Here is a 22,873-nt window from a genome sequence, read left to right as displayed (position 1 = left end):
TATTTTAGAGCCTAACTAGTTTGGTAGCTAACCGTTTTCATTGACCAGGGCCGACAGCAGGTTCGTTGCCTGCCGCAGCACCGTCCGTTGATCCGGCGTGAAATCGTCCAGGTGCTCGCGCAGCCACTCCTCACGGGCATTGCGATCCGCCTGCACGATGTCGGCGCCGGCCTCCGAAAGCGAGACAACCACCTGACGTCCATCGGTCGGATGCGCCGAGCGTTCCACCAACCCGAGCTCAGCCAGCGAGGCGATCACGCGCGTCATCGAGGGAGGCTGCACACGCTCGCGCGCGGCCAACGCACCCGGGGTCATTGCGCCCTCGTTGAGCAACGTGGCCAGCGCCGACAACTGCGTCAGGGAAACCGGCGAGTCCGCGCGACGGAACCGCAGATGCCGAGCCAGGCGGACGACAACGAGTGACAGATCGCTGGCTAACCGGGCATCGGGCTCGCTCACGGCCCAAACCTTACGGCACGTCCAGGGCTTACACAGGGAGCTAGCCCGGTCTAGTTCTCCCCACGTATGCTGCGGATCTAGTGGACACCCCCGCGCCCCAACCGCCCCCGCTCCCGGCCGCACTGCTCAATCCGTGGCCGGTCGTCGTGGCAGGCACCGTGCTGTGGCTGATCGCCAACGTCCTTACCTTCACCATTCCCGCGTTCGAAAGCGGGCGTCCCATCACGCTTGCCGGGCTCGGTACCGGCGCGCTGGGCACCGCAATCGTCCTGCTGCAAGTGCGCGCCGCCCGGCGCGGTTCACGCGGCGCCCAAACCGGCTTGTAACCCGACACGAACCCCGTAAGACCGACAACCAGAAGGAGTCCCCATGCCTAACGCGTCACTGCTGGAAACCGCCGTCGAGATCAACGCGCCCGTGGACAAGGTATGGGGGTTGCTCGCCGACCTCAACAACATGCCGAAGTGGAGCCCGCAGACCCGCAAGATGTTCATCCGCGGCCCCGTACAGGCGGGCACCAACGTCATCAACTACAACCGCAAGGGATGGAAGGTGTGGCCGACGCGAGCGGTGCTGACCGCCGTCGAGCCCAACAAGCGGCTGGCCTGGTACATCAAGGACAACTTGAGCGAATGGAGCTACGACCTGGAGCCCACCACTGCCGGTGGCACCCGGATCACCGAGCGCCGGGTGCTGGGCGACAAGCGGTCGGCGATCTCGACCAATCTGCAGAACCTGATGTTCGGCGGCACCGAGGTGTTCGACGAGGTGCTGCTTGAGGGAATGCGGACCTCGCTGTCCAAGATCAAGGCAGCCGCCGAAGGGGCCTAGTCCCCCGCAGGTGAGGCCTCGATGTCCAGGACGCCGTCGTCGAACGGCTCGTACAACGGCATCGAGGAATTGACCGGCTGCGGCGTATCCGAGTGAGCGCCGCAGCCGTAGTCAATGTGCACGACGCGCCCGTCGGCCGACATCGAATTGGCGCACGCACCAAATGTCACGCCCAATGATCCGGCCAGCGGTAGATAGAAACCGCAGGATCGACAGACCCGGCGGGTAGCACGCGCCATCTCGGTGTCCGGGCCCCAGTCTCCATCGAACCACCGCTGCGCGGCGTCGAGGCGGCCGTCAAGGCTCATGACCTGCTTGCGGCCCAACCCGATCTCGCCGGCAGTCTCAGTGACCTGCGCATCCCCGCTATCGGTGTACCCGGGCACCAGCCGCGGGTCATTGGGCGGCGGCGCGAGCAGATCGCCCGGCCCCAGATCTCCCGGGCGGATGCGCTCATCCCACGGCACCCAGCTCGGCGCGCGCAGCGCCTCGGCGCCCGGAACAAGCACCACCTCACTGATGGTGGCAGCGGTCGCGCCCGGTGAGGCGGCCATCACCACCTCCCAGTGCCAACCGCGGTACCCGGGCAGGTCGGCCTCGAAGCGGTGGGTCAACGCATGTAGATCGGTCTCGACGGACGAGGCCCCGAGGTACTTGCCCACGGTCTCGCCGCTGAACTCGATGATGGCCGTACGCGCCTGCTCAATACAGGTGTAAAGGGCGTCGTGGCCGGAGATAGTGATGTCCATCGCTGACCATCTTCTCACCGTGAGGGACAATCGATGCGTGCGGGACGACTACGCGCGGTTCGGGAACCGCCAAGGCAGTAGCGAGTCCCCCTCTCGTCGCCATGAGCAGGACCCGCGTGACGCCAACTCCCACCCGGGAATGGCCAACTATCCGACGGGCTCATCGAACCGCTACCTGCCGCCGCTCGGCGAGGAACGTCGGGAGCGGGTACGGCGACGGCCCCCGCCCGAGCAGGAGAACCCGTCGAAGCTGACAGTCACCCGGGTCGCTGCGATGCGCGGTCGCGAGATGGGCTCGCGCATGTACGGGCTGTTCCACAAGGCCGCTACCGCCGACGGTGCCGACAAGTCGGGACTGACGGCGCTCACCTATCCGGTTATGGCCAACTTCGCGGTGGACGCCGCCATGGCTGTGGCCCTCGCCAACACGCTGTTCTTCGCGGCCGCGACCGCCGAATCCAAGAGCAAGGTGGCGCTCTATCTCGTCATCACCATCGCGCCGTTCGCCGTGATCGCTCCCCTGATCGGTCCCGCATTGGACCGTCTGCAGCACGGACGCCGGGTCGCACTGGCCGCCTCGTTCGGGCTACGCATCCTGCTAGCCATCATCATGATCGCCAACTACGACGGCGCCACCGGCAGCTTTCCGCCGTGGGTGCTGTACCCATGCGCGCTGTCAATGCTGGTGCTCTCCAAGTCCTTTGGCGTGTTGCGCAGCGCCGTGACGCCACGAGTGCTGCCACCCACCATCGATCTGGTTCGGGTCAATTCGCGTCTCACCACCTTCGGACTGGTCGGCGGCACCATTGTGGGCGGCGCGATCGCCGGAGCCTTCGAGCTCGCGTTCACTCGGCTGCTCCATTTGCCCGGAGCGCTTTTTGCCGTCATGGCGGCCGCGGCAGTAGGCGCCTGGGCATCCATGCGCATCCCGAAGTGGGTCGAGGTGACCATGGGCGAGGTTCCGACCACCTTCGGCTATCACGGCGACGACGGCGAACACCCGACCGTCCTGCTGCGGCGCTCCGCTAAGCAGCAGGACAAGGTCCGGCAGCCGCTGGGCCGCAACATCATCACCGCGCTGTGGGGCAACAGCACCATCAAGGTGATGGTCGGGTTCCTCACCCTGTACCCGGCGTTCGTCGCGAAATCCCATGACGCGCACGGCTTCCAGCAGCTCGCGATATTGGGGATGATCGGCGCCGCCGCCGGCATCGGCAACTTCGCCGGGAATGCCACCAGCGCCCGGCTCAAGCTCGGCCGTCCCGCGCTGCTCGTGGTGCGCTGCGCCAGCGCGGTGACGGTGGTGGCATTGGCCGCGGCAATCGCCGGCGTCCTGGCGGTCGTGGTGTTCGCGACACTGGTGACGTCGGGTGTCAGCGCGATCGCGAAGGCATCCCTGGACGCTTCCCTGCAGGACGACCTACCCGAGGAATCCCGGGCATCGGCGTTCGGTCGGTCCGAGGCACTGCTGCAGCTGTCCTGGGTGCTGGGCGGCGCGATCGGCGTGATGATCTACACCGACCTATGGGTGGGGTTCACGGTGGTGTCGGCGGTACTCATTCTCGGCCTGGCCCAGACCTTGGCCAGCTTCCGCGGCGCCTCACTGATTCCGGGTCTGGGCGGTAATCGCCCGGTGATGGCCGAACAAGAAGGTGGGAAAGTAGCCGCGTGAAGGTGAAGTTGGCGGCGCTGGCCGCCGTCCTGGTACTGACCGCTGTCGGCATGGTCGGGTTCATTGCCTGGCAGCTGCGTGGACATGAGCAGGAACGACCGGAAGTCAGCGCATTCACCCATGGCAGGTTGGTGCGATTCGGCCCGGTGCTCTACTGCGACAGAACGCTCACCGAGTGCGACGCGCCCGGCAGTATCGCCGAGCTGCCCGTGAAAGACACTGCACCCGTTCAGCTTTCGATTGACAAGCAGATCACAATGGGACCGTTCGGGGTCAAGCCGGTGTACGCCGAACTAGCGAACCCGTCGGTGCAGTACGCCCACGGAGTCACCTACTTCGACCACCGCACGGCACTCACCGTTCCCACGGTCGACGAGTCGGGGAGAAAACTGGTGGGTATCGAGGTGTCCATACCGACAGTCGGCATCGACGAACTCGGCCAGCAGGATTTCCGGGCTCGCGCCGTCTGGTCGGTGGCCACGGTCTGGAACTCCTAGCGCCGGGAGCGGTATTCCGCGCGCACCTCGGCGTCCACATGTTCGGTGGCGTAGCTCAGCGCGGTCCGTCCCATCGCCGCGGCATGCGCGTCCAGATATCCGAGCAGTACCTCGGCGCCACAACGCTTTCCGGCCTCGCGCAGCATCCAGCCGTAGGCCTTCTGAATGAGATCACGACGGTCGTCGATCACCAAAGGTGCGACCTCAAGTAGCGGCCCCACATCCCCGCGTTTGGTGAAGGCGAAGGTGCCGATGATGCCCACCCGCCGCCGCCAGAGATCGTCTTCGGCGGCCAGCTTCCGCAGCAGCGAATAGTCCTGTCCGACAAGGAATTCACCGAGAATCTGCTCAGCGGACGAATCGACCAAATCCCAGTTGTTGATCCGCCCGGCGTGGACCTGTTCGAGGTAGGTGTCCACCCAGGCCTGCCGATCGGCGCCCGTCGCATGATCGAACTCCCAGCCCGCCAGGATCAGCGCCGTCAATCGATGCTCGTGCACCTCACTGGCCAGCAGCCGCACCACCTGGTCACGCCCGATGCCGCGGAACCCCCGCGCCAGCGTGCGCTGATCCGGCACGGACACGCCGACGAAGACATCGCCCTCGCCGTATTCACCGGGCCCGGTCTTAAAGAACCGCGCCGATTTCTTGGCGCGGTCGGGATCGCCGGCGGCATCGAGCGCCGCCATCACATCGTCGGCGCGAATCGCCGTCAGATCAGGCGTCCAGCTCGGCCGCGACCGCGCGTACAACCTCGGACACCTTGCGGGCGATCTTGCGGTCCGGGTAGCGCCCCTTGCGCAGCTCGCTCTGCACCGTGCCCTCCAGCAGGGTGATCATGTCCTCGATCATGCCGTGCAGCTCGTCGGTGGTGTGCTTGTGATTGACCGGTCCGCTGCTCTCGCGGCGCGGCTTGGACTGCACCGACGGCGGCGCGTCGATCAGCTTGAGGGTCAGCGCCTGCGGCCCACGACGGCCGGCGGCCATGCCGAACTCGACCTTCTGTCCGGCCTTGAGCCCTTCCACGCCAGCAGGCAGCGCCGAGGACCGGACGTACACGTCCTCGCCGTCCTCCTGCGACAGGAAGCCGAAGCCCTTTTCGGCGTCGTACCACTTGACCTTGCCGGTTGGCACTGCACTCACCTCACATGATTAACGCGCCCCAGATAGGACGCGGTGACTGGTCATCTTACGCGGGCGGCGCAAGCGGTCGCTACGCTGGCAGTATGGCGCCTCTCCTCGATTCTCACGGTCGGGTCGCCGCCGACTTACGGGTGTCGTTGACCGACCGATGCAATCTGCGGTGCACGTACTGCATGCCCGCCGAGGGACTCGACTGGCTGCGCAGCGACGCCCTGCTCACCACCGACGAATTCATCCGGCTCATCGCCATCGCGGTGACGCAGCTCGGGATCCGCAGCGTCCGATTCACCGGTGGGGAACCGTTGATATTTAAGGACATTCACCGGCTCGTCGCCGCCGTCGCAGCGCTCACGCCTCGGCCAAACATCGCGCTCACCACCAACGGCCTTGGTCTGGACCGGCACGCCTCCGCACTCCGGGAGGCCGGGCTGGATCGCATAAACGTGTCGCTGGACACGTTGGACGCGAGCCGCTTCACCGAAGTTACCCGCCGCGACCGACTGCCCGAAGTCCTCAAGGGACTTGAGGCCGCCACCGCAGCCGGGCTGGCCCCGATCAAGATCAACGCGGTTTTGACGCCCGAACAATACAAAGAGGACGCGGTCACGCTGCTGCGGTTCAGCCTGGACCACGGATACGAGCTGCGGATCATCGAGCAGATGCCGCTCGATGCCGGACACAGCTGGAACCGGGACCTGATGGTGACGGCCGACGAGGTTCATGCGGCGCTGAGCCGCCAGTTCTCATTGAGTGAGGATCCTGCACCACGCGGAAGTGCCCCAGCCCAACGCTGGCTGGTGGACGGCGGCCCCGCCACCGTTGGGATCATCGCGTCGGTGTCTCGCCCGTTCTGTGGAGACTGCGACCGCACCCGACTGACGGCTGACGGTCAGATCCGCAATTGCCTATTCGCCACCACGGAAACGGACCTGCGCGGGCTACTGCGTTCGGGCGCGGACGACGCCGCGGTCGCGTCGGCATGGCAGACGGCCATGTGGGGCAAGAAGCCGGGCCACGGCATCAACGACCCGTCCTTCCTGCAGCCGGACCGGCCCATGAGCGCAATCGGCGGCTAGATCTGCATGGTTGCGAGCATCACCGTCAGATACTTCGCCGCCGCTGCGTCCGCGGCCGGCATCCAGGAAGAGACCGTTGAACTCCCCGCGGGGGCGTCCTTCGACGATCTGACCCGTCACCTGGCCGCAAAAGGGGCGGAACTGGAACACGTTTTGGCGCGTTGTTCCTTCCTCTACGACGGCGTGGCCGTCCGCAACCGCTCTGAACGGCCCGAATCGGGGTCTGTGGTGGATGTTCTGCCTCCGTTCGCTGGCGGATAGAACCGCGCAGGCACACCCATTTCCTAAGGAAGCTCTAAGGCAATTCTGAGAGTCGCATATAGAGATGCCCACACAATTTCGTGATCTGCGACACACCTCGAAAGGTCACAGTAGGGTCACGGCGTGGACACGGGGCGGTGGAGCTGCGCATCAACCTGCGACAACCACACCTCGACGGGAATAAACGCATCCCATCGACGGCGAAACACCGACATGCGACCAACATGACGAGACGCACGGGGGCACGTACCGTCATCCAGAGTCCGTACCCGCGCACCGAGCTCCGTCCCTCGGGTATGGCACCCAGCTAGAACTATCTGGGTCGGTAAACCAAGGGACGGAGGCGGGGGACCCATCCGCCGGAGATCTGCCGATCTCCAGCACGAACCTTCATGGTTCTTGGGGTGAAGCCCGGGAAACCGGGCCGAGCGAACCTCTCGTTCGAACCCGACAGCTGACTTCGCAGGTGCGTCATAGAGAGGAACACGACGGACATATGAGTGGACGGCACAACAAGCCCACCAAAGTAGGCGCCAAGGCGGCCAAGGTCGCAGTAGCAGGCGCGGGCCTCGTCGGAGGCGGCCTCATGATGGCCGCGACGGCCAGCGCGGCCACCGACGGCGAGTGGGACCAGGTCGCACGTTGCGAGTCTGGTAACAACTGGGCCATCAACACCGGCAACGGGTACCAGGGCGGGCTGCAGTTCTCGCCCAGCACCTGGATCAGCAGCGGTGGCGGCCAGTACGCCCCGTCCGCTCACCTGGCCACCAAAGAGCAGCAGATCGCGGTCGCCGAGAAGGTGCTCGCGGGTCAAGGCCGTGGCGCCTGGCCGGTCTGCGGTCGTGGCCTGTCCGGCTCCACCCCGCGGACTGCCCCCGCAGCAGACATCACGCCCGCCGCTCACCACGAGCAGCAGGCCGCCGAGCCCGCACCGGCACCCGAACCCGCTCCGGCTCCAGAGGCCGACGAGCAGATCGTCGCCGAGGCCCCTGAGGCTCCCGTAGTCGAGGACATTCCCGCTCCCGAGGCACCTGTCGCCGAAGTAGCCCCGGCCCCCGAGGTCCAGGAGGTCGATTTCCAGTCCGGCCCCGCACCGGCCGAGCCCGCCCCGGCACCCGAGCCCGAGGCTCCTGTCGACGAAGCTCCTGCCCCCGAGATCATCGCCGCACCGGCACCTGAGGCGCCCGTCGTCGACGAGGCTCCCGCCCCGGAAGCTGCACCGGCTCCCGCGGACGAGGTTCAGCCGTACGAGTTCCAGTCGGGCCCGGTGCCCGCAGACCCAGCACCCGAGCCCGCTCCCGCCGCCGAGCTCCCACTTCCGGCCGGCGTCCCGGACACTGCGGACATCGGCTTCGCCGCCGGCAAGGCCGCCTATGAAGCCGGCCCGACGGCCTCCAACGGCCTGCCGACCAGCCCCGAGGCGATCTCGGACGTGGTTCGCCACCTGCCCGACCCGAACAACCTGCCTCCCGGCACCACCACCGAATCGAGTGGCGACAGTCGCGGAGTGTCCTACCTGAAGGACATCGTCTTCGCGATGCAGACGCAGGACGTCAAGGCCAGCGACGCGATCTTGGCCCTGGCTCAGCGCTAACTCACGTATTTCGTCAATCGCCCCGGTCAACACGACCGGGGCGATTGTCGTTGCGGGCAACTAGTCCGGCCAGCCCCCAGCCCCGCAAACGCATGCCGATCTCGCGTCCGGCGCCGAAGCTTCATGCGCGCACGCGAGATCGGCATGCGTTTGGCCAGGAGGCGCTGGCCACCGAGGTGCCAGCTCTCCAGAAACATTGCGGGGTAACCCTTTCAGCGGGCGGATCAAGGCGCCTTGTGCTTGTTGTCAATGGAGTTGACACCTCGGCTTCGAGGCGTACGTTGGTGACCATGACGGCATCGGCCACTCCCCCGGACGTACCAAGTCAAGAAACATTCGAAGCGGTCTACAACGGCCAACCCATGTTCGAGGGCGCCCCGGCCGCCGGCGTCCCCTGGGATATCAAAGACGCGCAGCCCAGGGTCAAAGAGCTCGCCGCATACGGTGCGCTGCGCGGCGACATCTTGGACATCGGCTGCGGCCTCGGCGAAAACTCCATCTACCTCGCCAAGCAAGGCCTGTCCGTCACCGGCCTGGACTTCTCACCGTCGGCCATCGCACAGGCCAAGCAGCGCGCCGCCGCGGCCGGAGTGAACGTCAATCTTGAGGTGGCCGACGCCACCACACTCGACGGGTGGGACGGAAGGTTCGACACCGTCCTCGACAGCGCCGTGTACCACTGTTTCGACCACGACGGCCATCAGCAATACGCCACCGCGCTGCATCGGGCCACCCGGCCGGGAGCGCGCTGGTTCATCGCATGCTTTGGCGATGGCACCGTCAACGGCATCGCGATGCCCTTCGGCGTGCAAGACCCCGAGGAAATCAATAGCGTGCTAGCAGAAGCCCGCTGGAACATCCAATACTTCGGTCGGACAACATATCTCGGATCCCGCGCGGCATTCGTCGGCGCCGCGCTCGCCGGCATCGACCCCGAGCAGATGCCCGCCGACATGCGTGAACGCTTCGAGCAGCCGGGCGTGGCCGAGCGGGCACAGCGGACCTTCGAACGTCTGCAACAACTCGACGACGACCTGATCCACATGCCGTTCTTCAACATCGTCGCGGAAAGAGGCTGATCGACATGACTGCACCCACTCAGAACATCTTCGAAGATCTCTATCGGGAGAGCCTCAAGGACGGCGGTCCCATCATCCCGTGGGACTCCAAGGACGCCAAGCCCCGCATCAAGGAACTGGCCCTGCTCGGCGCCGTCCGTGGCGATGTTCTCGACATCGGCTGCGGGCTCGGAGATAACGCCATCTACCTTGCCCAACAAGGCTTTACCGTCACCGGACTGGACTTCGCCCCCTCGGCAATCGACCAAGCCAAAGGCCGGGCAGCAGCGTCCGGTGTCACCATCGACTTCCAGGTCGCCGATGCCACCACACTCGACGGCTGGGACGACGCATTCGACACCGTCATCGACAGCGGTGTCTACCACTGCTTCGACGGCGACGGACACGGTCGGTACGCGAGTGCGCTGCGCCGCGCCACCCGCCCCGGAGCACGTTGGCACATCTGGTGTTTCGCCGAGGGCGGGGTGCATGGCATCCCGACCCCGTTCCAGAACGCGATGCGGAGAGAGGAGATCGAGCAGGTGCTGCCCGCTAACGGGTGGACGGTGCTGCAGCTGAACCCGACGACAATGAGTGCGCCAAAGGCCGAGTTTCTCAACGCGATTCGCGACAGCTACCGGGGAGACCCCGAGAACCTGGACCGTCTCGAACAGGATGTCGACGATCCGCTGCTCTACATCCCGATATACACGGTGATCGCCGAACGGGCCTAGGCCGAGCCCACCCATTCATCGCTGCCGTTGGCGAAAAACTGGTGCTTCCACACCGGCAGCGCCGCCTTCACATCGTCGACCAGGCGCTGACACGTCTCAAACGCCTCACGGCGGTGGTCGGCACTCACCGCGACGACAAAGGCCGCCTCGCCGACCGCCAGCGCGCCAACGCGATGACTCACCGCCACCGCACGCACACCCTGAGCCTCGGCCGCGATGCCTTCCACCACATCGGCGAGCACCTGCCCCGCCGACGGATGCGCCGAATACTCCAGTCGCAGTACCGTCTTGCCGCCGTCGTGGTCGCGCACGTTACCCACGAATCCGACTGTGGCCCCAGCCGATTCGTGATCGACAAGCTGCTCGTGCTCAATCAGCGAGATGCTCTCCTCGGTGAGCAGCGCGCGGGTCACCACATGGGATCCTCTTCGCGCAAGCGGCTCATCGGCGGCACTCACCGGTGATCACCGCCGACGATCTGGTCCAGTGCATGGTCCAGCACACCGTCGAGCACCGCCAGTCCGTCACGCACCCCGCCCGCGGATCCGGGAAGGTTGATCACCAGCGTGGGGCCTGCGACTCCACACACGCCGCGCGACAGGATGCTGGTGGGCACGGCGGGCAGTCCTGATCGCCTGATGGCATCCGCCAGGCCCGGAATCTCGTAATCCAACAACCCTGCGGTCTGTTGCGGGGTGACATCGGTGGGCGAGAGCCCGGTACCGCCCGTCGTGATGACGAGCGTTCCGCCCAAAGCGACACCGATCGCTTCCCCCACCGCGTCACCGTCGGGCACCACGATCGGTTCCCCGACGTGAAATCCATGTGCAACAAGCCATTCCGCAATCAACGGTCCGGTCTTGTCGGCATACTCACCGGTGGACGCCCGGGTGGAGGCCACGATCACCGAGGCCGTTCTCACGACCGCGTCCACGTTCCGGTCTTACCGCCCGCTTTGCGCAACACCCGGACGTCGTCGATACGCGACGCCGGGTCCACCGCCTTGACCATGTCGTGCAGAGTCAACCCGGCGACGGCCACCGCGGTCAGCGCTTCCATCTCGACGCCGGTGCGATCGTTGGTGCGGGCGATTGCGGTGATCTGAATCGCCCCCGCTACCGCATCAATCTCGAAATCCAAATCGATGCCGGTGAGCGGTATCTGATGGCACAGCGGGATCAGCTCGCTGGTGCGCTTGGCCGCCATGATGGCCGCCAGACGCGCCGTGGCGATGGCGTCGCCCTTGGGCAGCGTGCCGTCCGCTAGAAGTCCGATTACTTCGGAAGTGGTGACGAACCGTCCCGCCGCGACGGCCTCGCGTGCGGTGGCGTGTTTGGCCGACACGTCGACCATGTGCGCCGATCCGTGCTCGTCGATATGGGAGAGCCGGTCGGTCACACCGCGCTACTTGTTGATAACGGTGACGGGGTGCACGTAGGGCACCGACTCCACCGGGAACTCGATGTCACCGAACGGCGACAGCGCGCCGGTGCGATCGGTCGCGAGCTCGCTCACCGCGTGCTCACCATCCGCGTGCGCGGGCCAGCCGTTGTCGACGTACTGCTTCTTGTCAGCCACGAAGCCATTGTGGCAGGCCGGGGGGCCGACGGCGAACTCAACCCGCCTCTACGCTTGTCATCGATGAGTGATGACGCGGCGTTGGCCACCTGGCTTCGCCAACAGCCCGATGACAGCCTGGTCGCCTTGCTGCGTGCACGGCCCGATCTTGCCTCGCCGCCTCCCGGCTCGCTGGCGGCCCTGGCGGGTCGGGCGCTGTCACGTCAGTCGGTGCGCGCGGCCACCGACAACCTCGACTTCTTGACCCTGACGGTCCTGGACGCGCTGCTGGTGGCCCGCGCCGATATCACCGGTGCCCCGGTCTCCGATGTGCTGGCCCTGGTCGACGGTCGCGCCACAGAGCTGCAGGTGCGCGCCACCCTAGACCGGCTGCGTGGCCTCGCGCTGGCATGGGGCGAGGGCACCGTCCACGTGGCCGCTGAGACCCGGCTGGGTCTGCCCTGGGTGGTCGGGCAGGTGATCAGTGAGGAGACCCCCGACTCGTACGACGCGGCGCGCGCCGAACTGGCCGTGACCGACGAGCGCGGTATGGAGCTGCTGCGCGCGCTCATCGCGGGATCCCCCATTGGGCGCACCCGCGATGCGGCCCCTGATGCCCCACCGGACCGCCCGGTGCAGCGTCTCCTGGCGGCGGGCCTGCTGCAGCGCATCGACGACGAGACGGTGCTGCTGCCCCGGTTCGTCGCACAGCTGTTGCGTGACGAAGAACCGGACCGCCTGCAGCCTCCGGTCCCGGAGACGACGGCGGCGACCCAAGCTGCGGCCGATGCCGCGGCGGCGGGGGCGGCCCTGGATCTGGTGCGCGAGGTGGGTCTGCTGCTCGACGAGCTGGGCGTCAACCCGGCACCGCAGCTGCGCAGCGGCGGGCTGGGGGTGCGCGAGGTCAAGCGGCTCACCAAGGCGACCGGGATCGACGACTCCCGGATGGGTCTGCTCCTGGAGGTGCTGGCGGCCGCCGAGCTGATCGCGGTGGGCGATCCCGATGTGGAGACCGACGCCGACGGCTGGCACTGGGCTCCAACCGTGCAGACCGACCGATACACCGAACTGCCTACCGCGGTCCGCTGGTTCCGGCTGGTATCGGCTTGGCTGCTACTGGCGGCCCGCCCCGACCTGATCGGCAAGCGCACCAGCGAAGATAAACCGATTGCAGCCCTATCGGATTCGTTGCGATCGACGGCGGCACCGTATGACCGCAAGTTGCTGCTGGAAATCCTCGGCGAGCTGGATCCGGGCCACGGATTGACCGCGCCTGCCATGTCCCGGGTGATGCGGTGGCGCCGTCCCCGATGGGGCGCCCGGCTGGGGGCGGAACCGGTGGCGGCCCTGTTGTTCGAAGCGACCACGTTGGGGGTCATCGGTCGTGGCGCGTTGACCACGCATATCCGCACCTTCCTGGACTCTGCCGGCGATGAGACAGCGACGCTGGCGGCGATGGAGAAGGCGCTACCCGCGCCCATCGACCACTTCCTGGTGCAGGCCGATCTCACCGTCGTCGCCCCCGGACCGCCGACGCGCGAGCTGGAGCTAGATCTCATGGCGGTGGCCAACCTCGAATCTGCGGGAGCGGCCAGTGTCTTTCGGGTCAGCGAGGCAAGCATCCGCCGAGCTCTGGATTCGGGACGAACTGCCACCGGACTACACAGTTTCTTCGGGTCACGCTCGAAAACTCCTGTCCCCCAGTCATTGACGTATCTCATCGATGATGTGGCGCGCCGTCACGGCCAGCTGCGCGCCGGACTGGCCACCTCGTTCCTGCGCTGCGATGACGTGGCACTGCTGACACAGGTGATGGCGTCTCACCTGGCCGAAGACCTCAGCCTGCGACTGCTGGCCCCTACCGTTGCGGTATCGCTGGCACCGTTGGCGGAGCTCGTCGCCGGGTTGCGCGGCGCGGGGTTCGCCCCCGCGGCGGAGGACGCGTCGGGGACGATCGTGGAACTGCATGCTCGTCGGGCGCGGGTGACGCCGCAGCCGCACCGGACGGGGTGGACGCCGCCGGTACTCAGCGAGCCCGCGGCTACTGCCGTGATCAAGGCGCTGCGGGCCGCGGGCGACCGCTCAGATGGAGTTCGCATCGAGCCGTCGCTGGCGGTGGCGCTGCTGCAGCAGTCGGCAAAGGCGCAGACCAGCGTGCTGATCGGGTACGTCGATCCGGCCGGGGTGGCCTCTTCGCGGGTGGTCAATCCGATCAGCGTGCGCGGTGGGCAGTTGTCGGCCTTTGATACCGCCGCGGGGCGCATCCGAGACTTCGCGATCCACCGGATAACCGCGGTCTCACCCCCGGGGTGACACGTCAGCGGATGGGCTCGAACGGGTTCCAAGACTCGCTGTGCCGCACCCAATGCAGGTAGTACGCCCGATTCGCGGTGAAGGTGTACACCAGCGCAAACACCACTGAGACCGCCAATGTCCAGCCGCTCGATGCGTGAACGATGTACAGCACACCCATGGCCCCAGCCGCCATAAGCGCCAACGTTATCCCCTTGCGCCACATGCCCTTGACGAAGAAGTAGATCGGACCGAGAAAGAACGCCCACGCATTGGTGGTCATCCCCGACCGTGACAGGTATGCCAGCGCGCGATACAGACGGTTGCCACCGACAGGCCGCGCCTCAAGACGCTCGTCATAGAAAGCAAACCGCCGCTGCCAGACCTTCGGCAAGCTGACACGGCCTGGAGTAGTCACGGCGGCAACCGTAGCAAAGCAGCTCCGATGCCGGCAGCGCCAGTGTCGGCAGGGGTCACTATCCTGGATCGAATGACCGATGGACCGCTGATCGTCCAGTCCGATAAAACCGTGCTGCTGGAGGTCGATCATGACCAGGCCGACGCCGCGCGCCAGGCGATCGCCCCCTTCGCCGAGCTCGAACGCGCGCCCGAGCATGTGCACACCTACCGCATCACCCCGTTGGCGTTGTGGAATGCCCGTGCCGCCGGACACGATGCCGAACAGGTAGTCGACGCGCTCGTCACCTTTTCGCGGTACGCGGTGCCACAGCCCCTGCTGGTGGACATCGTCGACACCATGGCGAGATACGGGCGCCTGCAGCTGATCAAGCATCCCGCCCACGGGCTGACCCTGGTCAGCCTGGATCGCGCGGTGCTCGAAGAGGTGTTGCGGCACAAGAAGATCGCTCCGATGTTCGGCACCCGCATCGATGACGACACCATCCAGGTCCACCCCAGCGAACGCGGTCGCATCAAGCAGATGCTTCTCAAGATCGGCTGGCCCGCAGAGGATCTCGCAGGCTATGTGAATGGCGAGGCGCACCCGATCGAGCTGGCGCAGGATGGCTGGGAGCTGCGCGACTACCAGCAGATGGCGGCCGACTCGTTCTGGGCCGGCGGTTCCGGCGTGGTGGTGCTGCCCTGTGGTGCCGGTAAGACGCTGGTGGGCGCGGCCGCGATGGCGAAGGCGAAGGCGACCACCCTCATCCTGGTGACCAACACCGTCGCCGGACGGCAGTGGAAGCGTGAGCTCATCGCTCGAACCTCGTTGACCGAGGAAGAGATTGGTGAATACTCCGGTGAACGCAAGGAGATTCGGCCAGTCACCATTGCCACCTATCAGGTGATCACTCGGCGCACCAAGGGCGAGTACCGCCACCTTGAGCTGTTCGACAGCCGGGACTGGGGCCTGATCGTCTACGACGAGGTGCACCTGTTGCCCGCACCGGTCTTCCGGATGACGGCGGACCTGCAGTCACGGCGCCGCCTCGGACTCACCGCCACCCTGATCCGCGAGGATGGCCGCGAAGGCGACGTGTTCAGCCTCATCGGCCCCAAGCGGTACGACGCTCCGTGGAAAGACATTGAGGCACAAGGGTGGATCGCCCCCGCCGAGTGCATCGAGGTACGGGTCACGCTCACCGAGAACGAGCGGATGATCTACGCCACCGCGGAGGCCGAGGAGCGATACAAGCTGTGCTCGACGGCGCACACGAAGATCAATGTGGTGAAGTCCATCCTGGCCCGGCACCCGGGGGCTCCCACGCTGGTGATCGGCGCCTATCTGGATCAGCTCGATGAGCTGGGGACCGAGCTCGATGCCCCGGTGATCCAGGGCTCCACCAAGAACGCCGAACGCGAGGCGCTCTTCGATGCGTTCCGCCGCGGCGAAATCGCCACCCTGGTGGTCTCCAAGGTGGCCAACTTCTCCATCGACCTTCCAGAAGCCTCTGTTGCGGTGCAGGTTTCGGGAACATTCGGATCACGCCAAGAAGAAGCGCAGCGGCTGGGCAGACTGCTGCGGCCCAAGGCCGACGGCGGGCAGGCCTACTTCTACTCGGTGGTGTCCCGAGACACCCTGGACGCGGAGTACGCGGCGCACCGACAGCGGTTTCTGGCCGAGCAGGGCTACGGCTACCGAATCACCGACGCCGACGATCTGCTGGGGCCGACGATCGGTTAGACGGCGGGCGGCGCTACCTTCCGGCCGCCGCGAGTTTGGTGAGGTGCCGCTGGGTGCGCTTCATGCCGAGCCCGACGATGACGCGCACCACCGGCGCCACGTGGCGCACGAGCCCCGAACCGTCGATGGCCCACACCCAGGTGAACTCGGAGCCCTGCGGAGTCGGCGTCACCACATAGTCCTCGGCGAATGCCCGCAGCCCGGGCAGCGGAAGCGGGGGCTTCACCATGTAGAAGGCCTTGCGCCGCCCCTCCTCCCAGAGGAAGTACTTCTCGTGCGCCTTCGGTCCGACCACGGGCCCGATCCGGCGGACCGCACCGACACCGGCCCGCGGACTGCCCCAGATCACTCGAAGACCGGGGACCAACCACCGCAGCGTGGTGTCGTTAGTCAGCTCGCGCCACACCACATCGGCAGGCAGCGGAACCGAGATCGTTTCGCTGACCACGACGGGAGCGGTGGCCAGGAATGTTTCGTCGACGGACTCGAGTGCAGGCATAGCCTGTAACTTACGATACCAGGAACTTACGTAAACAAGAGGGTCCTGATCGAGTCAGGACAACGCCGAAACAACTTCGCGCACGAACAAATCAACTCCGGAGCGGTCGTAGGCGGCCTCCGGAAAATTGCATATCGCGTAGCCCAGACCGAGCCGGCGGAACTCGGCGAGACGTTCGGCGATCTGCTCGGGGGTACCGGCGGTCGCAGCCAGGTTCCCCACCATCACTTCGGCAACCTCATCTCCGAGGATCGGCACGAGCCGCGCCTTGATCGACGCCAACCGGTCGGCAACCTCGGCATCGTTCGCGCCGATGACGACGTTCACGTTGGTGCTACGAATAATCGCATCAAAGTCGGTGCCAATGTCTTTACAGTGCGCCGCAAGAATTTTCGATTTATGGTCGAATTCCTCAAGCGTTTGCCCAAAGTTGGTGTACTGGGCATAGCGTGCCGCGATTCGTAGCGTCACCTTCTCGCCGCCGCCGGCGATCCACATTGGAATCCCCTTGGGTTGCAACGGTTTGGGCGCCACGATGGCGTCGTCGACCTGGTAGTAGGTCCCGTCCAGGGTGACGCGGCCATCGCGCCAGGCGTCGCGCATGATGCGTACCCCTTCGCGCAGCCGGCCCAAGCGCTCGGCGGCATCGGGAAAGCCGTAGCCGTATGCGCGCCACTCGTGCTCGTACCAGCCACCGCCGATGCCCATCTGGGTGCGCCCGCCCGAGATGAGATCCACCGTCGCGGCGATCTTGGCCAGGTACACCGGGTTTCGGTATCCCATCGCCGTGCACATCTGTCCCAGTTTGATCCGCGAGGTGACGGCGGCGAATGCGGACATTAGCGTCCACGCCTCATGGGTCGCCTCATCGGTGGGCACCGGCACGGTGTGAAAGTGGTCGTACACCCACACTGAGTCCCAGGGACCATCCTCGGCGTACCGGACCAGATCGCGCATGACATCCCATTGACGCTCGGGCGCAATGCCTACCAGGTCCAGGCGCCAGCCTTGCGGAATGAAGACTCCGAACTGCAGTGTCTCGGCCACCCGGGTCACATTACGCCCGACGAGGTGATCCCACCCATCGGGTAAGCGCCTCGCGCAGGCCGTCATCGGAACCCTTGCCTACCCAGGCGACGTACCCGTCCGGTCGCACCAGGACCGCATCTGGAGCGGGCACCTCACCCAGGACCGGAAGTTCCCACACACCTGAACATTTGGCGTCAACTAGCTGAACCACGTCCGTCCAGCCGTCCAGGCCGAGGCTCCCCGGTTCACCGAAGTTCAACAGCACGGGACGGGCCTCGTGGAGGTAGGGGTAGATGCGCGACGGCCCCTGCGCGGTCACCACCTCGAGGTCGGGTATGCGACGGCCCAGCAGCGGGTGTCCTTCACCTAGCTCGTAGTGGATGTCGAGCCCGCTCATCATTCCGGCGATACGTTTGCGCGGCTCGTCCATGGCCAGCAGGTCGGCGAAGATGTCGCGCAACGCGTCCACGCGCGGGCCCGCATCGGACAACGGTGTCTGCGCCATGGTGTTGTGCAGCACGCGCTCGGCCACCGGATGCCGCTCGCTGTGATAGGTGTCCAACAACGCGTCCGGCGCCTGCCCCTTGAGTACCGCCGCGAGTTTCCATCCGAGGTTAACCGCATCCTGGACTCCGGTGTTGAGCCCTTGCCCACCGAACGGGAAGTGGATATGCGCGGAATCGCCGGCCAGGAACAGGCGCCGGTCGCGATACTGCGCGGCCTGTCGGGTGTTATCGGAGAAGCGGGACATCCACCGAGGATTGTGAATGCCGAAATCCGTTCCGGCGATGGCGATAAGCAGCTCCTTGGCCTCCGCCAAGGTCGGCTCGATGCCCAGCCGCGAGACGTCGCTGCTCATGACCAGGCGATACCACCCCTCCTCGAACGGCAGGATGCCGAGGAATGCTTGGCCTGGTTTGCGCAGCAACCCGAATTCGAGCGGATCCTCGGTGAGCTCGGCATCGACCAGGATCGCCGTGGTGGAGGCGGCGTGGCCGGGGAATCCGATCCCCGAAGCCTTACGGATTGCACTGCGCCCGCCGTCGCAGCCCACGAGATACTGCGCCCGCATGGTCTGCCCGTCGGCAAGCTCGACATCCACTCCGTCGTCATCCTGGCGGAAACCGACAGCCTCGGCGCCGTAGTAGATGGGCACACCGAGCTCGGCGATCCAGGCGGCGAGCGTCTTTTCGGTGTAATGCTGAAGCAGGCCCAGCGCATACGGGTGGCGGGTGGGAAAGTCTTCGATGCTCATGAACAGGCCCGAGAAATGCGTCACCTGCCCGGTGAAACCCTGCGAAAGGAATCGCTCGGCGATCCCGCGCTGATCGAATACTTCGATGGTGCGCGAATGAATCCCGGCCGCGCGGGAGCCCACTTCCTCGTGGCTAATGCGGCGTTCCAGGACGGCGACGTCGATGCCGGAGAGGGCCAGCTCACCGGCCAGCATCAGCCCCGTTGGTCCACCACCCGCGATGACCACAGCGTGCTCGGTCATGATTCTCCTTAACGTCGTTATCGGTATTACAACCACATTTACTTTAATGTTGTTAAGGTGTCAATGTGTCCCTTGATCGTGAGACCATCGCGCGCGCCGGCCTCGTCCTACTGGACCGCCACGGCGCCGAGAACCTGACCATGCGGTCTGTCGCGGCGGCCCTGGGCGTCCAGGCACCCGCGCTGTACTGGCATGTGAAGAACCGGCGCGATCTCGTCGACGCGATGGCCGACGAGATGTTCGGTGATGCCGTGAAGAACTTCGATCTCTCGACGCCTCAGTGGGATCAATTCCTCGCCGAGGGCGCGCGCGTGTTACGTCGCGAAATGCTGCGTTATCACCAAGGGGCACGGATTCTCGCCGGCACCGCCACCGCACGCGCCGCCGATATGACCGAGCCGATGCTCACAGTGATGACGAAGGCCGGCTTCACTCTGCGCGACGCCGCGCGGCTCTCACCCACGATCTTTCACTACACCATCGGATTTACCATCGAGCAGCAGACTCGCGACGGATTCGAGTATCCGGAATCGAATCCCTACAGCGAGGAGAACATGCGGGCGCACGTCGATATGAGCACGCATCCCACCGTGGCGCAAGCCTTTTCCGAGCTCTATGACCCCGACTTCGATGCCGACTTCGAAGACGGACTCCAGGTCATCATCGACGGCCTGCGAGCTCGACTTCCCGCGAAACGGAAGCCTGCGGGTCGTCCTCGATAGCTTCCCACTTCTGGTCGCATTCCGGTTCCAGGTTCTCCTCGACATCCGGCTTGGATTTCGAGAACCGTTGACGGAACCAAGATTCCACGCTCGCCGAAGGCCACCAGTTCGCCTGTCCACACAGCACGACCAGGGCGGGAATGGTGATGGTGCGTACCAGGAACGTATCCAACAACAGACCCATGCCGATGATGAAGCCCGCCTCGACCATCGACTGCAGGTTGCCGATGAGCAGACCGAACATCGATGCGGCGAAAATCACTCCCGCAGAGGTGATTACGCCACCGGTCGACTTGACCGTCTTGATAACACCGGAGCGGATACCATCCGGGGATTCGTCGCGAATACGCGAGATGAAGAGCAGGTTGTAGTCGGCTCCCACGGCAACCAGCACGATGAACGCCATCCCGGGCACACTCCAACTCAAGGGCTGCCCGCCGATGAATTGGAAGGCGATCACCCCGATGCCAACTGCCGAGGCATACGAAATAATCACCGAGCCAATGAGATACAGCGGTGCCACGATCGCCCGCAGTAGCGCGACGAGGATGAGCAGCACCACGATCACCGTCAACACAATGATGAATCGCAGATCCTGGGTGTAGTAGTTGCGGATGTCGTTGTACATCGCCGACAACCCGGCCATCGAGATGGACGCATCGGACAGCATGGTGTTGGGTTGCGCGCTGCGGGCTGCATCTTGAATGGCGCGGACCTGATCCATCGCCTCGGGGCTGAACGGGTTCAGATTACTCTGCACCAGGTAGCGCACCGCATGCCCATCGGCCGAAACAAATGCCGCCGCAGCAGTTTTGAACGAGTCTTGGGTGAGCACCTGCTGCGGGATGTAGAACCCGGACATCGAACCGGGTGCTGCATCGCGCTTGGCGGCCACCAGCAGCGTCGACGCATCGCCCAGCTGGCCGCCCATCTGCTTGGTCTGGTCCACCAGCATCTGCACACCCTCGGCGAGCTGCGCGCTGCCATCGGCAAGGGCGTTGACGCTGTTGAGAGCCTCGGAGAATTGCCGCGAAATGCTGCCGCTATCGGTAAGGCCGAGCCGCTGCATATGCGAGTCGATGGCGTTCAGCGCCGTACGCAGGCGCGCAATGGTTCCCGAGATCTGCTTATCGCCATCGGCTGCTTTCAATTCACGACCGAGTTCGACGATCCTGTCCCTGGTGCCATCCTGTTTGGTCTCCAGGAACTTGTTCATCTCCTCGCGTGAGGAGCGGCAGGCGGGGTCCATCTCGCAGGCCGGGTTGCCGACCAACACACGTGCAACGGGTTCGATCCAGCCGTACACCTCGCTGGCACTCTGGGCATTGGCCTCGATGGCATCACCCAGTTGGTGCATGCTCGCAATCAACTTGTCGACGGAAGCCAAGTCGGCCAGCGTGCCGGTCTTTCCATTACCCCGCAGCGTGGCCAACACGTCGACCAGTGCGCGCGCCGTCCCGAGATTGCCCTTCACCGCATCACGCACCTGACCGAGCTTGTCGGCCAAGGTATGTCCACCGGTGGCGAGCTTGTCTAAGTCTTGGGTTCGGGCGTCGATCAGACTAGAGGCATCGCCCAGCTTCCCGCCGACCTCACCGGCCTGGTAGGACAGCTTGGCTTCTTCGAGCGGTTCACCCGTGGGACGGGTAATGCCGCGAACTTTGTCGACACCGGGCACCTGGCTCACTCGTGCGGCCATCTGCTCCAGGTCGGCCAGCCCACGCGGGGTGCGCAGATCTTGGGGTGACTTGATGTAGAGATATTGCGGCAGCGTCGAATTCACCGGGAAGTGTTTCTCGATCGCGGCATAGCCGAGATTGCTGTCGGCCCAGGCCGGCAGGTTCTTGCGGTCGTCGTATCCGAATTTCACCATGGCGCCGCAGGTGGCGAGGATGATCAGGATAAGCAAGCTGACTGCCAGGTGCGCACCCGGACGTTTGACGATGTTGATGCCCGAACGGTGCCAAATCTTGTTGGCGTAGGCCTTTCTCGGCTTCACCCAGCCTCGACGTCCCACCAGCACCAGCACCGCGGGCAGGAAGGTCACCGAGGCCACGAAGGCGATCAGGATGGACACACTCAGCGCCGGACCGATGGTGGACAAAATGCCCAGCTTGGTGAAGCCCATGCCCAGGAAGGTCACCGCCACCGTCGCCGCGGACGCCGCAACCACCTTGCCGATCGATTCCAGCGCGGCGGCCACCGCACTGTCGGAATCCATGCCCTGCTTGACGTATTCGTGATATCGGCTGATGAGGAAGACCGCGTAATCGACACCCGCGCCCATCATCATCGCCGTCATGAATGTCAGCGTCTGATTCGAGATACTCAGGCCGAGCTGTGCCAATCCTCCGACGGCCGCCTGGGCGATGCCCAGCGAGACACCGACCACGACGAGAGGCAGCATCATCGTGACTGGGTTGCGATAGACGATCAGCAGAATGAGCAGAACCAATGCCGCGGTAGTGATCTCGACCTTGTGCAGGTCACGCTCCCCCACCACCGTCAGATCCCCGACGGTGGCAGTCGGCCCCGTCGTGAAGGCATTCAGGGCGGTACCCGCGGTGGCGTCCTTGATGATCTTCAGGGCCCCGACATACGCCTTACCGGATTCGGGGGTGGCGAGCTCACCCTGCAACCCCACCGGCAGATACCACGCCTTGCCATCGGTACTCGACATCATCTCGCGCAGCATCGGTTTGGTGACGAAGTCCTGCACCATGCTCACATCGCGGGTGTCTTCACGTAGACGGGCAGCGAGCACCCGATAGGTCTGTTCGTCGGCGGGGGTCAACCCGTTCTCGTTGGTGAGGACGATGAGCAGGATGTTCTGCGCACCCGATTCCTGGAACGACTCGACCATCTGCCGGGTGGTCTCCATGACGGGAGCGTCCTTGGGCAGCAGATCGACGGGATGGTCCTCGATGGCCTTCTGCAGCGACGGCGCGGTGAGAGCCAAGATCGCCGCCAGCCCGATCCAGAATCCGATGACGACGACAGGGGCCTTCCGGACGATCCGAGCGATCAGTCCGTAGATACCACCTGTGTTGTCCGCCATG

25 protein-coding genes and 1 riboswitch are annotated in these 22,873 nt (G+C 65.3%); of the genes, 12 read left to right on the top strand and 13 right to left on the bottom strand.

Features of this window, described 5'->3' with window-relative positions:
* Positions 1-27 precede the first annotated feature (27 nt).
* Complete coding sequence (locus FZI91_RS22705) at positions 28-459, bottom strand: MarR family winged helix-turn-helix transcriptional regulator (RefSeq protein WP_162525540.1); 432 nt, start codon at positions 457-459, stop codon at positions 28-30.
* Between the two features lie 80 nt (positions 460-539).
* Here FZI91_RS22705 and FZI91_RS22700 point away from each other — a divergent pair, with 80 nt between their 5' ends.
* Entirely contained in the window at positions 540-785 is a 246-nt protein-coding gene (locus FZI91_RS22700; RefSeq protein ID WP_162525539.1) for a DUF2530 domain-containing protein, read from the top strand.
* Positions 786-828: 43 nt separating this feature from the next.
* A complete protein-coding gene (locus FZI91_RS22695; RefSeq protein ID WP_155941344.1) occupies positions 829-1,290 on the top strand; it encodes an SRPBCC family protein in 462 nt (153 codons plus the stop codon).
* Here FZI91_RS22695 and FZI91_RS22690 read toward each other — a convergent pair.
* Positions 1,287-2,039, bottom strand: a complete 753-nt coding sequence (locus tag FZI91_RS22690; protein ID WP_155941343.1) for a DUF3027 domain-containing protein — start codon at positions 2,037-2,039, stop codon at positions 1,287-1,289. The two genes, FZI91_RS22695 and FZI91_RS22690, sit on opposite strands and share 4 nt — an antisense overlap.
* A 139-nt stretch (positions 2,040-2,178) precedes the next feature.
* Between FZI91_RS22690 and FZI91_RS22685 the strand changes: the two genes are divergently transcribed.
* Complete coding sequence (locus FZI91_RS22685) at positions 2,179-3,711, top strand: MFS transporter (RefSeq protein ID WP_162525567.1); 1,533 nt, start codon at positions 2,179-2,181, stop codon at positions 3,709-3,711.
* On the top strand, positions 3,708-4,208 hold the full coding sequence (locus FZI91_RS22680) for a DUF2771 family protein (RefSeq protein WP_162525538.1): 501 nt from the start codon (positions 3,708-3,710) through the stop codon (positions 4,206-4,208). Before FZI91_RS22685 ends, FZI91_RS22680 begins: the two co-directional genes overlap by 4 nt.
* Here the strand turns inward: FZI91_RS22680 and FZI91_RS22675 are convergent.
* Positions 4,205-4,897 (bottom strand): DNA alkylation repair protein, encoded by a 693-nt coding sequence (locus FZI91_RS22675; RefSeq protein ID WP_155941441.1) that lies wholly within the window; start codon positions 4,895-4,897, stop codon positions 4,205-4,207. The two genes, FZI91_RS22680 and FZI91_RS22675, sit on opposite strands and share 4 nt — an antisense overlap.
* Before the next feature lie 28 nt (positions 4,898-4,925).
* Positions 4,926-5,342, bottom strand: a complete 417-nt coding sequence (locus tag FZI91_RS22670) for a cold-shock protein (protein ID WP_162525566.1) — start codon at positions 5,340-5,342, stop codon at positions 4,926-4,928.
* Between the two features lie 92 nt (positions 5,343-5,434).
* On the opposite strand from FZI91_RS22670, the gene moaA reads away from it, so the two are divergent.
* The 5 genes from moaA (at position 5,435) to FZI91_RS22640 (ending at position 10,074) form a co-directional block, all read left to right on the top strand.
* Positions 5,435-6,427: a GTP 3',8-cyclase MoaA gene (gene moaA, locus FZI91_RS22665; RefSeq protein WP_155941341.1), complete on the top strand. Its 993-nt coding sequence runs from the start codon at positions 5,435-5,437 to the stop codon at positions 6,425-6,427.
* A 6-nt stretch (positions 6,428-6,433) separates the two neighbouring features.
* On the top strand, positions 6,434-6,688 hold the full coding sequence (locus FZI91_RS22660) for a MoaD/ThiS family protein (RefSeq protein ID WP_155941340.1): 255 nt from the start codon (positions 6,434-6,436) through the stop codon (positions 6,686-6,688).
* 304 nt (positions 6,689-6,992) lie between these two features.
* Positions 6,993-7,174, top strand: a riboswitch (cyclic di-AMP (ydaO/yuaA leader).
* 10 nt (positions 7,175-7,184) lie between these two features.
* Positions 7,185-8,282 (top strand): transglycosylase family protein, encoded by a 1,098-nt coding sequence (locus FZI91_RS22650; protein WP_155941339.1) that lies wholly within the window; start codon positions 7,185-7,187, stop codon positions 8,280-8,282.
* Positions 8,283-8,566: 284 nt separating this feature from the next.
* Complete coding sequence (locus tag FZI91_RS22645) at positions 8,567-9,361, top strand: class I SAM-dependent methyltransferase (protein ID WP_162525537.1); 795 nt, start codon at positions 8,567-8,569, stop codon at positions 9,359-9,361.
* A gap of 5 nt (positions 9,362-9,366) precedes the next feature.
* Positions 9,367-10,074 (top strand): class I SAM-dependent methyltransferase, encoded by a 708-nt coding sequence (locus FZI91_RS22640; RefSeq protein ID WP_155941337.1) that lies wholly within the window; start codon positions 9,367-9,369, stop codon positions 10,072-10,074.
* Here the strand turns inward: FZI91_RS22640 and FZI91_RS22635 are convergent.
* From FZI91_RS22635 to FZI91_RS22620, 4 genes are read right to left on the bottom strand one after another with little or no spacing between them, the layout of a single operon-like run.
* Positions 10,071-10,532, bottom strand: coding sequence for a molybdenum cofactor biosynthesis protein MoaE (locus FZI91_RS22635; protein WP_375234332.1), 462 nt, complete (start codon positions 10,530-10,532; stop codon positions 10,071-10,073). The two genes, FZI91_RS22640 and FZI91_RS22635, sit on opposite strands and share 4 nt — an antisense overlap.
* A complete protein-coding gene (locus tag FZI91_RS22630) occupies positions 10,529-10,981 on the bottom strand; it encodes a molybdenum cofactor biosynthesis protein B (RefSeq protein ID WP_162525564.1) in 453 nt (150 codons plus the stop codon). Before FZI91_RS22630 ends, FZI91_RS22635 begins: the two co-directional genes overlap by 4 nt.
* 11 nt (positions 10,982-10,992) lie before the next feature.
* Positions 10,993-11,472: a cyclic pyranopterin monophosphate synthase MoaC gene (moaC, locus tag FZI91_RS22625; RefSeq protein WP_162525536.1), complete on the bottom strand. Its 480-nt coding sequence runs from the start codon at positions 11,470-11,472 to the stop codon at positions 10,993-10,995.
* A 6-nt stretch (positions 11,473-11,478) separates the two neighbouring features.
* Positions 11,479-11,652, bottom strand: coding sequence for a hypothetical protein (locus tag FZI91_RS22620; protein ID WP_166548273.1), 174 nt, complete (start codon positions 11,650-11,652; stop codon positions 11,479-11,481).
* 63 nt (positions 11,653-11,715) lie between these two features.
* Here FZI91_RS22620 and FZI91_RS22615 point away from each other — a divergent pair, with 63 nt between their 5' ends.
* On the top strand, positions 11,716-13,944 hold the full coding sequence (locus FZI91_RS22615) for a helicase-associated domain-containing protein (protein ID WP_155941336.1): 2,229 nt from the start codon (positions 11,716-11,718) through the stop codon (positions 13,942-13,944).
* A gap of 4 nt (positions 13,945-13,948) precedes the next feature.
* Here FZI91_RS22615 and FZI91_RS22610 read toward each other — a convergent pair whose 3' ends face one another.
* Entirely contained in the window at positions 13,949-14,341 is a 393-nt protein-coding gene (locus tag FZI91_RS22610; protein WP_309224049.1) for a DUF2628 domain-containing protein, read from the bottom strand.
* 72 nt (positions 14,342-14,413) lie between these two features.
* On the opposite strand from FZI91_RS22610, the gene FZI91_RS22605 reads away from it, so the two are divergent.
* Positions 14,414-16,066, top strand: a complete 1,653-nt coding sequence (locus FZI91_RS22605; protein WP_155941334.1) for a DNA repair helicase XPB — start codon at positions 14,414-14,416, stop codon at positions 16,064-16,066.
* 13 nt (positions 16,067-16,079) lie between these two features.
* Here FZI91_RS22605 and FZI91_RS22600 read toward each other — a convergent pair whose 3' ends face one another.
* Genes FZI91_RS22600 through FZI91_RS22590 form a run of 3 tightly spaced genes read right to left on the bottom strand, consistent with a single transcriptional unit; the run spans position 16,080 to position 19,092 of the window.
* Entirely contained in the window at positions 16,080-16,565 is a 486-nt protein-coding gene (locus tag FZI91_RS22600; protein ID WP_155941333.1) for an SRPBCC family protein, read from the bottom strand.
* Positions 16,566-16,619: 54 nt separating this feature from the next.
* On the bottom strand, positions 16,620-17,621 hold the full coding sequence (locus tag FZI91_RS22595) for an LLM class F420-dependent oxidoreductase (RefSeq protein WP_162525535.1): 1,002 nt from the start codon (positions 17,619-17,621) through the stop codon (positions 16,620-16,622).
* A 1-nt stretch (position 17,622) separates the two neighbouring features.
* Positions 17,623-19,092, bottom strand: coding sequence for an FAD-dependent monooxygenase (locus tag FZI91_RS22590; protein ID WP_155941331.1), 1,470 nt, complete (start codon positions 19,090-19,092; stop codon positions 17,623-17,625).
* Positions 19,093-19,157: 65 nt separating this feature from the next.
* Between FZI91_RS22590 and FZI91_RS24280 the strand changes: the two genes are divergently transcribed.
* Positions 19,158-19,814, top strand: coding sequence for a TetR/AcrR family transcriptional regulator C-terminal domain-containing protein (locus FZI91_RS24280; RefSeq protein WP_162525534.1), 657 nt, complete (start codon positions 19,158-19,160; stop codon positions 19,812-19,814).
* Here the strand turns inward: FZI91_RS24280 and FZI91_RS22580 are convergent.
* Positions 19,753-22,872 (bottom strand): RND family transporter, encoded by a 3,120-nt coding sequence (locus FZI91_RS22580; protein ID WP_155941330.1) that lies wholly within the window; start codon positions 22,870-22,872, stop codon positions 19,753-19,755. The two genes, FZI91_RS24280 and FZI91_RS22580, sit on opposite strands and share 62 nt — an antisense overlap.
* Position 22,873: the final 1 nt, after the last annotated feature.

It is taken from the genome of Mycobacteroides sp. CBMA 271 (genome assembly GCF_009729205.1).
Lineage (GTDB): Bacteria > Actinomycetota > Actinomycetes > Mycobacteriales > Mycobacteriaceae > Mycobacterium.
Note: the sequence above shows the minus strand (reverse complement) of the source record. Positions and strands in the feature narration are given on the sequence as shown.